Origin of the sequence: Peribacillus tepidiphilus (genome assembly GCF_009466385.1) — a bacterium.
Classification (GTDB): Bacteria; Bacillota; Bacilli; order Bacillales; family DSM-1321; genus Bacillus_BN; species Bacillus_BN tepidiphilus.
The window spans coordinates 12,732-25,098 of sequence record NZ_WIAQ01000013.1 but is presented as its reverse complement, the minus strand read 5'-3'; the positions used below and the strand labels follow the sequence as shown (position 1 = coordinate 25,098).

Here is a 12,367-nt window from a genome sequence, read left to right as displayed (position 1 = left end):
AATATCTCAAATCCAAGATTATTATAGTATTGAATATTTCGCCTGTCAATAATTCTTAATTAAAATATTTTTAATTAAAGATATTTCCATAAATAATAAAAAACGCCAGCCGGAGTAATTTTTTCTCTCCACTTAGCGTTTCTATTCTTACTCCCCAACAAACTTTGCATAATAGTTTTTCGCATCAATGATATCATTCGTTCCGTGAACCAACATCCGCCCATCCTTGAACAGTACCAACGTTACTTTTTCGTCCGGAAAAAATCGAAGCAAGAAAGAGTTAAACTCTACCTTCCCTACCTTTTTTAGCCTTTGGGCCATCATTTCAAAATCGAATGTCCTCCTTTTTCTAGGTAAAACCTGAACCGTATCTCTTCCACATAAAATGGCAAATTGAATCTGCTGCTGTGAGGTTCGGTCAAGAAATTCAAAATTTTTCTTCACACATGTTGGACATTCAGGATTCGAACCGCCGCTAATATCCATCTGGAAATTTGAATGATACCATATGTCAAACTGTTCAAGATAAGGATTCCTTTCTGCACCTACCAATAGCTTCAAAACTTCGACAGCTTGAAAAGATCCAATAATATCAGTAATTGGCGAAAGGACACCAATCGTGTCACATGTTTCACCCAGACCTGTAGGGATATGTGGAAACAAACAACGGTAACATGGTGTCTTTCCAGGAATAAAAACAGCGAACATTCCTCTTGAGCTTACCGCTCCTCCATAAACCCAAGGTATGCCATGTTTAACGGATACATCATTGATTAAGTAGCGAGTCATAAAATTGTCCGTTCCGTCTACAATTACATCGAAACCGGTTAATAATTCTTCTGCATTGGACACGTTCACATCCGATATAATTGCATCAATTTTTACTGAGGAATTGATCGATTGAAGCCTTTTTTTTGCGGCTATGGCTTTGGGGAGATTTTGAATTGCATCTTCTTCATAGTAAAGGGTTTGGCGCTGCAGGTTCGAAAGCTCAACCAAATCTCGGTCGATCATTCTTAAACTTCCAATACCAGCACGGACAAGATGATTAGATATTACAGTTCCTAATGCTCCCATTCCTACTATTACGACAGAACTACCGATGATCTTTTTTTGACCTTCTTCTCCAATGGGCTGAAATAAAATTTGTCTTGAGTATCGGTTTATATCTACCATTTCGATCTCCCCATATCAATAAAAGTATTACAATTTATTATAATAAAGTTTGTAATTTTTTTAAAATTTAAAATATAATAAAATTAGAGTCTTTTAACTCAAATTTTACCAATAGAGGGGGAAATGAAATGAATCTTGGCGGTTTTAAGAACAAGGAAGCAGTAGTAGATTTGTCCAGTGGATCAGTAAGCTATCGGAATATTAATGAAGACGACGCCAAAAAATATATTGGCGGACGCGGCCTGGGCGTAAAGTACATGTTGGATAATGGTCCTGAAGTAGAGCCATTTTCGGAAGAGAACTTGCTTTGCATCATGACAGGACCGGTGACGGGTTCTCGTTCTTCTATGAGCGGACGTCTTGCTGTTGTAACAAAATCTCCTCTAACAGGAACGGTGACAGACTCTCATATGGGCGGATGGACAGCAGCAAGATTAAAATGGGCTGGTTTTGATAATATTTTATTTAAAGGTAAAAGTGACAAGCCCGTTTATTTATTTATCGAAAATGGTACAGCGGAGCTTCGTGATGCTTCCCACCTATGGGGATTAAGTACGCGCGCCACTGTTCAGGCAATGAAAGATCAATACGGTGAAGAAAATTTGAGCGTTATGGCAATCGGGCAAGCCGGAGAAAACTTGGTCCGGTATGCATGCTTCATAAACGAGCATGACCGAGCTGCTGGTAGAGGCGGGACAGGAGCAGTTGCAGGCTATAAAAACCTAAAAGCCATTGTGATTAAGGCTGAGCAAAAAGGAAACATGCCTGAGCCGAAGCAAAAGGATGAATACACCGCTGCCAATAAAAAAGCAGTAAAAGCGATTTTGGAAGGCGGTCTCACCGCTCCGCGTAAAGGTGGATTATCCGTATATGGTACCAATGTTTTAACGAACTTAATTAATGAAGTCGGGGCACTTCCTACGAAAAACTCTCAATTTACCCATTGGGATGAAGCAGAAAAGCATAGCGGAGAGTATGTAAACGAGCACTTGCTCGTTGCAAACAATACATGTCACGCTTGTCCAGTCGCTTGCAAAATCGAAGTTGAAGTAAAAGAGGGAAAATATAAAACGAGAGTGGAAAGCTTCGAATTCGAATCTGCATGGGCGCTCGGTGCAAACAGCGGACTAAGTAACAGTGAAGCAATTGCCTATTTAATTGACCGCTGTAACGAATATGGAATAGACACGATTGAACTTGGAAACGCTTTCTCTTCTGCTATGGAAGCGTACGAAAAGGGCCTCATTTTAGAAAGACTTGATTGGGGCGATGCAGACCGTATGATCGAAATGACACGCAAAATCGCTTATCGTGAAGGATTTGGAGATGTTCTTGCTGAAGGTCCAGCTAGAGCCACCGCATTATGGGGTGCACCTGAATTATCCATGTCTGTAAAAGGACAATCCATCCCTGCATATGATCCTCGTGGCATCCAAGGAATTGGCCTTGGGTATGCGACAAGCAACCGTGGAGCTTGCCATTTGCGTGGATATACTGTAGCTAGTGAAATTGCCGGTATTCCTGAACCAACTGACCGCTTAGAGCCTAAAGGAAAAGGAGAGCTGCTTAAAATATTCCAAGACTTACTTGCCTTCTCTGACTCTATGAACATATGCAAATTCTCTTCCTTCTCTGAAAACGCCGAACATTATGCAGAGCAATACAGCACAATGACAGGTATTCCAATGACGGCTGACGATGTTATGAAGGCTGGAGAAAGAATCTACAACCTAGAGCGCTACTACAATAATCTTGCAGGCTTTAACAAGCGTGAAGATGATTATTTACCAAAACGCTTTACAGAAGAACCTGCTACAGGAAACAGTTCCGGCTCTGTCAGTAGAATGGATATCATGCTAGATGAATATTACCAGGTACGCGGCTGGAAAGACGGCGTCGTTCCTGAGGAAAAATTGCAAGAGCTAGGAATTAAGCAATTAGTCTAAATGTTGATCATGTAGTTGCTACAAAATAAATGCTGAGTCAAATGGTGGTTAATACTTTTGACTCAGCTTTTCTCTTTTACAAGGCTTCCCCCTTACCTTGTTTCTATCATTTTGAAGATCTTTATCCACCGATTCTTGTAGTTTTATAACGATAGTTTTTTATAAGCTGTTTTAATGTTTCTTCATCGTTTGCCGTAAATAAAATTTGGACGGCATTTACCTTGAAAACGGAAGTAAAAGCAATTTCTTGCTCTGTTATAATGTTTGCGGTCCATCCATCTCCTTTATAAAGAAACGGCATGTTGTCTGTTATCCTCTCTCCACCTAGCTCTTCCAAGTACATGGCAAGATGGTTAATAGGAATACCCCGAAACTCCAATTGCTTGCTCGTCATATTAACCACCTGCCACAGGTGGAAAAAGCGCGAACTGGTCGGTATCTTTTACCTTTGTTTGTAACCCTTTATCATGGATAATATTTTTACCGTTTACATACACATGAACGAAAGGCTTCAACTCTTTTTCCTCGGTAAAGATTTCTTCCTTTAAATCTGGATACATCTCAATCATTTTGTTCAGCACATCAATGACCATATTCCCATCGGGCTTCACTTCAACTGTTACTCCACCGCATATTTGCCTGAGGTTGGCGAATACTTTTACTTGCATAGCGCGACCCCCTTCTTCTTATTTCTATATTAAATCTTTATGTCTACTATGTCACGAAAGCACTTTCATTTTAATAGAATCTTTCTTTTATGTTTTTTTAAAAAGGAAGATGGAGAGACTTACTCCCGGTTTTATTCATAATATTCAACTGGTTTTTGAGATATTTCAACCGGTTTTTTTAACAATTCAACCGGTTCTCTAAATAATTCAACCCGTCCCAACAATAATTCAACCCGTTTCAACAATAATTCAACCTATTTGTACAGAATGAGGAAAAACTTCTGGCTAATCCATGTGAAATACGGACACGATAAAATTTAGGAGGGATGTTTCTTGAAGAAAAAAGAAGACCGTTCTGCTGAGGAACTTATACAGCTTGTAGAAATCATCAATGCCAAAGGTGATACCGGAGAATTACAAGAAATTGTAAATAAAGAAAGCACTTCGGAACATGAAGGCTGCAACCACGATTTCTTTTACCAAGAGCTCCGCGTCATCGCAGAGGATTCAGTCAAACCAGAGGATGGGAGTCCATCTCAATGAGGGGTACAATGATCGATATATCGAGATGACGGCTCATTTCCTACCGCTGACGACCGATATATTACCGCTGACGACCGATATATCGGATTGACGACCGATATTTTACCGCTGACGACCGATATATCGGAATGACAACCGATTTCCTATTCCAAATCACAGTTCTATCCGAATGATAAGCGTATCTAATCCTTCTGAATATGCAAAAAATAGACCTTGTCTAAAAGCAGCTTCGAAAGCTGCTTTTTTCTATTTTCATGTATTCCTGTTAAAATAATTACATAGTGTGAACTTGAAATCTGTATAAAAAGGAGGGGAAAGTAATTGGAAAAAGAAAACAAAGACGCTTCTAATCAAAGAAATACTCTCGATGAAGAGACGCTATTCATCGTTTCACAAACCTTTAAAGCTCTGGCGGATCCAACAAGAATTAAAATTTTGCATTTATTGTTTTCAGGAGAACACTCTGTAAACGAAATCGCTGAAAAGTTAGCATTACATCAATCTACAGTCTCTCACCAATTAAGGTTTTTAAAAAATTTCCGGCTTGTAAAATTTAGAAGAGAAGGTACCACTCTATTCTACTCATATGATGATAATCATGTTATGGACATCCTAAAGAAAATGATTGAGCATGCCAATCACCATTAATCTTAAATTTGAACCTCTCATGGCTAAAGTCACGAGATTCCTGGCTAGTCCGCTCTAATAAAAGCAAAAGCTGAGCCAAAAGTGTTGTTAGTCAACAACCTTTCGACTCAGCTTTATACGATGATCTAGCTCTTAACTACGAATTGACTATCATATTAATTACAAGTCCCATGCTTACTAGGACAGCCTTTTTCAATATGTTCAACTTGAATGGTGCTGTGTTCTATATGGAACTCATCATGTAAAATCGTTTGAGCTTGATGCAAAATTTGATCATGATTCCCCTCAGCTTCCATACTAATATGGCAGCTAAACATAGGAAGCTCAGAAGTCAATGACCAAGTATGGACATCATGAACATCTCTTACATGAGGGATGCTTTGGAGAGATTTTCTGATTATGTCTAAATCTAAATGTCTAGGGGTACCTTCCATCAACACGTGGAAAGTTTCTCTTATTACTCTCCACCCACTAATCATGATAAGAATAGCCACAATGATACTTGCAATTGGATCTGCAAGCCCCCATCCAAAGAACATAATCATCAAAGCCGCTATAATGGCCCCCACTGAACCGAGCATATCCCCAATCACGTGCAGGAATGCACTTTTAACATTTAAATTATCATCTTTATCCCCGCTCATCAAAATCCAAGCAGCTACGATGTTCACCAACAACCCCGTAACAGAGATTGAAAGCATCCCTACACTTTGAACTTCTGGAGGATTGAGAAATCTGTGATAGGCTTCAAAAAAAATGTAGAAAGAAATCAAAATCAAGGTTAACCCGTTTAGTGCCGCAGCAATAATTTCAAACCGTTTATATCCGAACGTTTTGGTGGATGAAGCCTTTCTCTCTCCTAATTTAATCGCGAAAAAGCTTAAACCTAAGGCTGCAGCATCACTTAGCATATGCCCTGCATCTGACAACAAAGCTAAACTATTCGTTAATAATCCCCCAATTACTTCTACAACCATAAATGATGCGATTAAGATAAAGGACCATAGCAAGGCTTTCTTGTTATTGGTATGCGAGTGTGAATGTCCATGTCCATGAGAATGTCCATGATGATGTCCCATTTTATTACACCTCTATAATTGAATATATGAACAGATATGCATATATACATATTATGCGATACATAGCTATATTGTGCAATATTTTCTTAAGCTGAGTTTAACAAAGAAATCCAATGAAAACAAAAAAGAAGCTGACCTATAAGTGCCTGACTCCCGCTAACAGTTACTTTAAATAAGAAACAGTTCTCCTGTTTTCAATATTAAATAACAATGGGTGCCACACTTTGTTTTAGGTCAGCTTCATTCTTTCATCATTAAATTGGTAACAATGCTACTTTTTCTTTCGCTTCTAGGTTTTCAATCATGGTATACCAAGCCTGTGGTTTGTTTGATAAAACAGAATAATAGCGTTTTAAGAATTTCACGATAAGGTCTGTTTGCAGCTCATTGACGCCTTCTTCCATTGGAAGGAAGCAAAGGTCTAGCCCTTCTACAGCCTCTCCATCATTGTTCCAGGAAGGATGAACATAAGGGAAATCAAGACGTTTATATCCAAGGTGAGCCAATACTTCACGGCGTACATAAGGATCCATTGGCTTTACTCCACCAAACTCATAATGCTCTACACGATATGGATCATAAATTTCCGCAAACATGCCAAATAACTTTTTACCGTTAGCTTCTGCCAATGAATTCAAATCCTCTGCTCTCTTTTGAGCTAAAAATGGACCGATTCCTAGACCAGGCTGGCCAATGATTGTAAAATCTGTCATGGCGACATTAAAATCTTCATAGTAGCGATACTCCGTTGCCCCTACTACTTTCCCATTGTGAACGGCAACAAAAACTCGAATTCCCGGATCCTCTAAAGGCTCTTTCCAAAGATCAAACTCTAATACTTCTTCCGGTGGGAATACGTCTTGCATCAATTGATGCATTTGTTTAAACAATGGATCTTGTATATTTGTAATTCGATGATATTCCATTTTTACTATTCTCCTTTTTTAATTGATGAGTAAAAAGGGTTTTTCCACTCCATAAGGGCAGCATAATTACGTGATTCTTCATCCTCTAAATAGTTAGCCACCACTTTAACAGGAGTACGACCACAACGAAGCAGGAAGGTGATAACTGGATCTTTTAGTTCACCTTTTACCACAGCATCAAGATATTGTTCCGGTGTCATCTCATTTGCTTTTTTATGATAGCCTGGCATCCGTCCTCCTCCAAGCAATCGCTCCAAACCCAAATGAACAACAACTTCATACATGGATAACATCATCCACTTGCCCAATCCTAGCTTTCGATAGGCCGGACGCACACCAATATCAACAACATATAACGTATTACCGTTCGGGTTATGGTTACGGATATAGCCATTATCAGTGATTTCTTCCCAGGAATGATCCGGATGATTAGGATCGAAGTCAACGAGTAAACCAGTCATGGAACCAGCAATTTCTCCATCTACTTCGATACATAAAGCTCCTTCTGGAAAGAGAGTCACATGATTTTTAAGCTGCTCTGTATTCCACCATAATTCAGATGGAAACGGCGGAGGAAAGCTTTCCTGTTGAATACGAATTAAGCCAGGAAAGTCTTTTTCTTCATAATTACGGATTACCGCCGGGACAGGCTTGTCTTGGTCGAAAACAAAAAATTCTTTTCGATACATAAGGTTCACCCCTTATTATTGCAAGCTCTTTTCTATAACATAGTGGCCTTTGAGTGAGCCATCATTATTTTGTTTCCCAATCTGGATATAGATCTGTACGACGGTCACGCCAAGTTGTAACAGAGCCACTCTCACGAACTTTATACAGAAGTTCGAGGTTAAGATCTGCCGTAACAATCATATCTTGATTGATTTCCCCTTCTACCAAGATGCCGCGCGGAGGGAACGGAATATCGTTCGGTGTAATCACCGCTGCTTGCCCGAAATTCGCCCGCATAAAATCAACTGTTGGAAGAGAACCAACTGTACCTGTTGTTACGACATACACTTGATTTTCTACCGCTCTAGCATGGCTCGTATAACGAACTCGATGGAAGCCGTGACGATCATCGGTACAAGATGGACAGAAAATAACATCAGCGCCCTTTGCCTTTGCCATTCGAACAATTTCCGGAAATTCAATGTCATAGCAGGTTAGCATGGCAATGGTTCCTTTTTCTGTCTCAAACACTTCCAGGCCTTCTCCGGCACTCATATTCCATTCTTTTACTTCTGTAGGAGTGATATGAAGCTTTGCCTGTTCCGCGACCCTTCCATCTGGATAAAACAAATGAGCAACATTGTATAATTTGTCACCCTTACGAATTACATGGGTACCTCCGATGATGTGCATCTTTGTTTTTTTAGCAAGATTTATAAATAATGAACGATATTGTTCTGTAAAATTCGGCAATTCTTCAATCGTTAAGGCTTCGCCTTTATCATTACCAATAGACATGAGTTGTGTTGTAAAAAATTCAGGGAAAAGAACAAAATCCGCATCAAATTCTTCGGCTGTTTTTATATAATGCTCCACTTGATTTGCAAATTCTTCAAAGGAATGGATGGTATGAAGATGATATTGAACTGCAGAGACTCTCATTTGCATAATACTCCCCTCTTTCGTAATGATTTGAGATTTAATCCGATACCGTTATTATTAGGTAAATATACAAAAGTAACAAGTACGCACTTTTGTGTCAGATAGTAACAAAAAGTATACTAAAGCAAAGTTTATTCATAGGACTTCATGTGCTATGAGCTTATAAGATTGAGCCCGATCTTCATAGCTGTGTGTAATCGTAACAATCATAATTTCGTCCGCTTGGTATAGTGTTTGTAATGCAAGAAGCTGTTGTTTTACTTCTCGTGGATTACCAATTACCATTTTATTTCTCATTGCCTTAATCATTTCTTTTTCATCGCTACTATAGGAATACTGTTTAGCTTCTTCTATAGAAGGGATCCCTTTTTTACCTTCTCCCTTTGCAGATTGCACATGCCACAAATAACCACTTAAGGCTAGTTCTTCTGCTCTTTCTGTTGTTTCTGAACAGATCACGGAAACGGCAACGATTGATTTAGGACGTTGTAGCCTGCCTTTTGCTTTAAATCTTTCGAGATAGGTTTTCATAATATCAGATCCTTCTTTATCACTCATGAAATGCCCAAATGCATAGGCCGTTCCATTTTCTGCTGCAAGAATAGCGCTTTTTTCGCTCGTTCCAAGAATCCATGGTTCAGGGGAGATGGCAGGAAGAGGGGATGCAGAGATTTTCGAAAACATATGATCAGAAGGGAAATCGTTTTGTAAAAAATGAAGGAGATCGATAATCTTTTCAGGCATTTTGCGAACTTGCTCCAAAAAGTTATCCGAAAGTGCCATCGTTGCTTCTGCCGATCCTCCTGGAGCTCTGCCAATTCCTAAATCGATTCGATCCGGAAATAGAGTTGCAAGCATATGATACGTTTCCGCAATTTTGTAAGGTTTATAGTGTGGAAGTAAAACAGCTCCAGATCCAATGCGAATTTTCTTTGTGTTTGCTCCAATGTATCCTAACATGACTTCAGGGGCTGAACAAGCAAGTCCAGGGTAATCATGGTGTTCAGCAATCCAGTATCGTGTGTATCCTAATTTCTCTCCAATTTGCGCAAGTCTCATCGATTCTTGTAATGCGTCTTGAGCGGTCTTTCCAGAAGAAATAGGGGATTGATCTAAAATACTTATTTTCATAACAGTATTCCCTCTTTCTACACAGATCTTGTGCTTCGATCACTTTAACTATTATGTGTGCTTGTAATTATATAGCAGTTTTATGTAAAGGAAAAATATTCTGTTTTGGATTGTTATTGAAACACTTGCTTATTACATAAGTAATATTTTTCATGATTGGAGAAAGAATTATTCACATTCAAGAATAAAACCGGTAAAGCGAATGAACAGAATGATAAACAAAAACAGGTCAATTGAAGGTGACCTGTTTTTACTCAAGTAATATTAAGAAAAATTATGAACCCTGTAATGCTTGTTTTACAGCTTCTTTAAGTGAAGTAGGCGTTCCAATTAGATTTTGCAAATCTTCTGTAGTTCTAGCTGTCTCACCTTCGGAAATCGCATGATAGATCACAGCAGAAAACTCAGCGACTGGTACTGGTAGTCCAACGTTAACGAGATATTCCTTCATTTCATCAAATGAAACAGAACGGTGTTCGACCTTTTTACCAGAAACATCAGTGAGAACTTGAGCCAGCTCATCAAAGCTCCATGGTTGTGGGTTCACAAGGTTGTACGTTTTGTTTTCATGCCCTTCCTCTGTTAGAACAGTAGCCGCTGCCAAAGCAAGATCGTTTCGAGACACTGCATTAAGCTTTCCAGTTCCTGCATTCGTAACTAATTCTCCGCTCGCTACTGATGCAGCAAGCCCCGGGTTTACAAAAACCTCAGCATATAGAGCGTTTCGCAAGAATGTATAAGGAATGTTTGTAGAACGAATGGCATACTCTGAAGCTAAATGAACGTTTGCAAGTGGTAATGTAGATTCCTCAGCAAAAGCAAATCCCGTATAAGCAATATGTTTAACCCCTGCATCTCTTGCCGCTTGTGCTACATTTGCATGCTGGCGAATACGCAGTGTATCATCGAGGTCAGGGCTTGAAATAAAGAGCACCTTTGACGCTCCTTCAAATGATTTCTTCATCGATTCTACATCCATGTAATCCCCATAACGAACTTCGATTCCTAGATTAGCAAGATCTTCAGCTTTCTCCACATTGCGAACACTTGCAATGATCTCATGTGCCGGTACTTTTTTTAATAAATGCTGAATAACAAGACCTCCTAAATGACCTGTTGCACCAGTAACAACAATTGACATGTAAACTTCCTTCCCTTCTTATTAGTCCATTTATTTCAAGAGGTTTAATATAACCAAATTGGTTACAACGTATACAAAAAAATAAACGTTCATTATAACCATATTGGTTACAACTTGTATGAAAAAATTAGCTCTTTTAAGAGCCACTTTTCTCGCTAAGTTCATTCACCAATTGCTGTAATGTAACTTGAGCTAGTTCATGTTCCAAAGCGGCTTGCGCTTGAAGCATTTTTGTTCGAAAAACAGATTCGATATTAGCTCCAACTGGACATTTTGGATTAGGATGATCGTGAAAATTAAAAAGATCGTCCTTCTCAACCACTTCCACAGCTCTATACACGTCAAGGAGTGTAATTTCATCCAGCCCTTTCTGCAAGTATGCTCCTCCAGCTCCAGCTCTTACTTGCACCAAACCAGCTTTTTTTAGCTTTCCAATGATTCTACGAATAATAACTGGGTTTGTCTGTACACTTTCAGCAATAAAATCCGATGTACAAGGTGATGGACTTAATGCGATCAGAGACAAAATATGAACTGCGATGGAAAATCGGCTGCTAATTTTTTTCATACGCTTCACCTCTCGATGTAACCATTTTAGTTTCAACCAAAATAAAAGTCAAGGAATTACCTATTACCACTATTTCAGGTTTACATGAGTATCTATTCAAGTATTAGTCAATCATTTATTCCATTAGGTTGTAAGAAACACTTTTCTTTTTTAAAAAACTTAGGTTGGAATTATTTTTTCAATGATTTTAATAATTTCCTACATGATCTTTCCTCCAGTATCATAAATCCACTTCGTAGAATATAATGGTCATCTCATGAATGAATAAAAAATAGTATATAAATAAAAACACTATGGAGGTGAAGTCATGGCAGTAGTGAAGCATACAGAGTCAGATCTCGCACTATTGGCAAGATTACTTAGGGCTGAAGCTGAAGGAGAAGGAGAAAAAGGAATGCTGCTCGTCGGGAACGTAGGAATTAACCGAATCAGAGCAAATTGTTCAGATTTTAGAGGAATTCGCACTATTCCACAAATGATTTTTCAACCACATGCATTTGAAGCAGTTACAAAAGGTTATTTCTATCAAAGAGCCAGAGAAAGTGAAAAACGATTAGCTCGTCGATCTGTAAGAGGAGAGCGACATTGGCCAGCAAAATTTAGCTTATGGTATTTTAGGCCACCAGCCGATTGTCCTCCACAGTGGTATAATCAGCCATTGGCTGGACGTTACAAGCTTCACTGTTTTTATCAACCAACAGCCGAAACCTGTGAAAATATATATAACACGTTTTAGAACAGCGAAACATTACATGGAGGCATTGCGAGCTCGCAATGCCTTCATCAAATTGACATGTGTAAAAAAATAGTTAGATTGGTTTTAATCACTATATTTTTTAGAATAGGTCCACTACATTTAATGAACATGCCGGTATTTCTGCCTGGTAATGGACAGCCTTATTTTTATACATAACAGAATGGACATGAAAC

14 protein-coding genes are annotated in these 12,367 nt (G+C 38.8%); 4 read left to right on the top strand and 10 right to left on the bottom strand.

All coding sequences use genetic code 11. The features are described 5' to 3' along the window. Nucleotides 1–147: 147 nt before the first annotated feature. On the bottom strand, nucleotides 148–1,176 hold the full coding sequence (locus GD441_RS08970) for a ThiF family adenylyltransferase (RefSeq protein WP_153125877.1): 1,029 nt from the start codon (nucleotides 1,174–1,176) through the stop codon (nucleotides 148–150). Nucleotides 1,177–1,304: 128 nt separating this feature from the next. On the opposite strand from GD441_RS08970, the gene GD441_RS08965 reads away from it, so the two are divergent. After that, complete coding sequence (locus GD441_RS08965; protein ID WP_153125875.1) at nucleotides 1,305–3,122, top strand: aldehyde ferredoxin oxidoreductase family protein; 1,818 nt, start codon at nucleotides 1,305–1,307, stop codon at nucleotides 3,120–3,122. A 121-nt stretch (nucleotides 3,123–3,243) separates the two neighbouring features. Here the strand turns inward: GD441_RS08965 and GD441_RS08960 are convergent, their stop codons facing one another. Both GD441_RS08960 and GD441_RS08955 read right to left on the bottom strand, forming a co-directional pair. After that, the gene (locus GD441_RS08960; RefSeq protein WP_153125873.1) at nucleotides 3,244–3,516 is read right to left on the bottom strand and encodes a MoaD-like domain-containing protein; all 273 of its coding nucleotides are present in this window, start codon (nucleotides 3,514–3,516) and stop codon (nucleotides 3,244–3,246) included. Between the two features lies 1 nt (nucleotide 3,517). Next, nucleotides 3,518–3,790 (bottom strand): ubiquitin-like small modifier protein 1, encoded by a 273-nt coding sequence (locus tag GD441_RS08955; protein ID WP_153125872.1) that lies wholly within the window; start codon nucleotides 3,788–3,790, stop codon nucleotides 3,518–3,520. Nucleotides 3,791–4,123: 333 nt separating this feature from the next. Between GD441_RS08955 and GD441_RS08950 the strand changes: the two genes are divergently transcribed. After that, complete coding sequence (locus tag GD441_RS08950; protein ID WP_153125870.1) at nucleotides 4,124–4,333, top strand: hypothetical protein; 210 nt, start codon at nucleotides 4,124–4,126, stop codon at nucleotides 4,331–4,333. A 321-nt stretch (nucleotides 4,334–4,654) separates the two neighbouring features. Then, nucleotides 4,655–4,981 (top strand): ArsR/SmtB family transcription factor, encoded by a 327-nt coding sequence (locus tag GD441_RS08945; RefSeq protein WP_153125868.1) that lies wholly within the window; start codon nucleotides 4,655–4,657, stop codon nucleotides 4,979–4,981. Between the two features lie 155 nt (nucleotides 4,982–5,136). On the opposite strand, the gene GD441_RS08940 is transcribed toward GD441_RS08945, so the two are convergent. The 7 genes from GD441_RS08940 to GD441_RS08910 form a co-directional block, all read right to left on the bottom strand. Further along, the gene (locus GD441_RS08940) at nucleotides 5,137–6,060 is read right to left on the bottom strand and encodes a cation diffusion facilitator family transporter (RefSeq protein ID WP_153125866.1); all 924 of its coding nucleotides are present in this window, start codon (nucleotides 6,058–6,060) and stop codon (nucleotides 5,137–5,139) included. Between the two features lie 254 nt (nucleotides 6,061–6,314). Then, entirely contained in the window at nucleotides 6,315–6,986 is a 672-nt protein-coding gene (locus GD441_RS08935; protein WP_153125864.1) for a GNAT family N-acetyltransferase, read from the bottom strand. 5 nt (nucleotides 6,987–6,991) lie between these two features. Beyond that, entirely contained in the window at nucleotides 6,992–7,675 is a 684-nt protein-coding gene (locus GD441_RS08930) for a GNAT family N-acetyltransferase (protein WP_153125862.1), read from the bottom strand. Nucleotides 7,676–7,739: 64 nt separating this feature from the next. After that, nucleotides 7,740–8,603 carry a carbon-nitrogen hydrolase family protein gene (locus GD441_RS08925; RefSeq protein WP_153125860.1) on the bottom strand — a complete coding sequence of 288 codons (864 nt, stop codon included), beginning with the start codon at nucleotides 8,601–8,603 and terminating at the stop codon, nucleotides 7,740–7,742. Nucleotides 8,604–8,732: 129 nt separating this feature from the next. After that, entirely contained in the window at nucleotides 8,733–9,728 is a 996-nt protein-coding gene (locus GD441_RS08920) for an LLM class flavin-dependent oxidoreductase (RefSeq protein ID WP_153125858.1), read from the bottom strand. 274 nt (nucleotides 9,729–10,002) lie between these two features. Next, nucleotides 10,003–10,869, bottom strand: a complete 867-nt coding sequence (locus GD441_RS08915; protein WP_153125856.1) for an SDR family oxidoreductase — start codon at nucleotides 10,867–10,869, stop codon at nucleotides 10,003–10,005. Between the two features lie 136 nt (nucleotides 10,870–11,005). Next, complete coding sequence (locus GD441_RS08910; protein WP_153125853.1) at nucleotides 11,006–11,437, bottom strand: Rrf2 family transcriptional regulator; 432 nt, start codon at nucleotides 11,435–11,437, stop codon at nucleotides 11,006–11,008. A gap of 307 nt (nucleotides 11,438–11,744) precedes the next feature. Here GD441_RS08910 and GD441_RS08905 point away from each other — a divergent pair, with 307 nt between their 5' ends. Next, the gene (locus GD441_RS08905) at nucleotides 11,745–12,173 is read left to right on the top strand and encodes a cell wall hydrolase (protein WP_153125851.1); all 429 of its coding nucleotides are present in this window, start codon (nucleotides 11,745–11,747) and stop codon (nucleotides 12,171–12,173) included. Nucleotides 12,174–12,367 lie beyond the last annotated feature (194 nt).

Excerpts from the sequence above, each read along its gene's own strand:
- GD441_RS08970 (WP_153125877.1), bottom strand. The coding sequence starts at position 1,176 with ATGGTAGATATAAACCGATACTCAAGACAAATTTTATTTCAGCCCATT.
- GD441_RS08965 (WP_153125875.1), top strand. The coding sequence starts at position 1,305 with ATGAATCTTGGCGGTTTTAAGAACAAGGAAGCAGTAGTAGATTTGTCC.
- GD441_RS08960 (WP_153125873.1), bottom strand. The coding sequence starts at position 3,516 with ATGACGAGCAAGCAATTGGAGTTTCGGGGTATTCCTATTAACCATCTT.
- GD441_RS08955 (WP_153125872.1), bottom strand. The coding sequence starts at position 3,790 with ATGCAAGTAAAAGTATTCGCCAACCTCAGGCAAATATGCGGTGGAGTA.
- GD441_RS08940 (WP_153125866.1), bottom strand. The coding sequence starts at position 6,060 with ATGGGACATCATCATGGACATTCTCATGGACATGGACATTCACACTCG.
- GD441_RS08935 (WP_153125864.1), bottom strand. The coding sequence starts at position 6,986 with ATGGAATATCATCGAATTACAAATATACAAGATCCATTGTTTAAACAA.
- GD441_RS08930 (WP_153125862.1), bottom strand. The coding sequence starts at position 7,675 with ATGTATCGAAAAGAATTTTTTGTTTTCGACCAAGACAAGCCTGTCCCG.
- GD441_RS08925 (WP_153125860.1), bottom strand. The coding sequence starts at position 8,603 with ATGCAAATGAGAGTCTCTGCAGTTCAATATCATCTTCATACCATCCAT.
- GD441_RS08920 (WP_153125858.1), bottom strand. The coding sequence starts at position 9,728 with ATGAAAATAAGTATTTTAGATCAATCCCCTATTTCTTCTGGAAAGACC.
- GD441_RS08915 (WP_153125856.1), bottom strand. The coding sequence starts at position 10,869 with ATGTCAATTGTTGTTACTGGTGCAACAGGTCATTTAGGAGGTCTTGTT.
- GD441_RS08910 (WP_153125853.1), bottom strand. The coding sequence starts at position 11,437 with ATGAAAAAAATTAGCAGCCGATTTTCCATCGCAGTTCATATTTTGTCT.
- GD441_RS08905 (WP_153125851.1), top strand. The coding sequence starts at position 11,745 with ATGGCAGTAGTGAAGCATACAGAGTCAGATCTCGCACTATTGGCAAGA.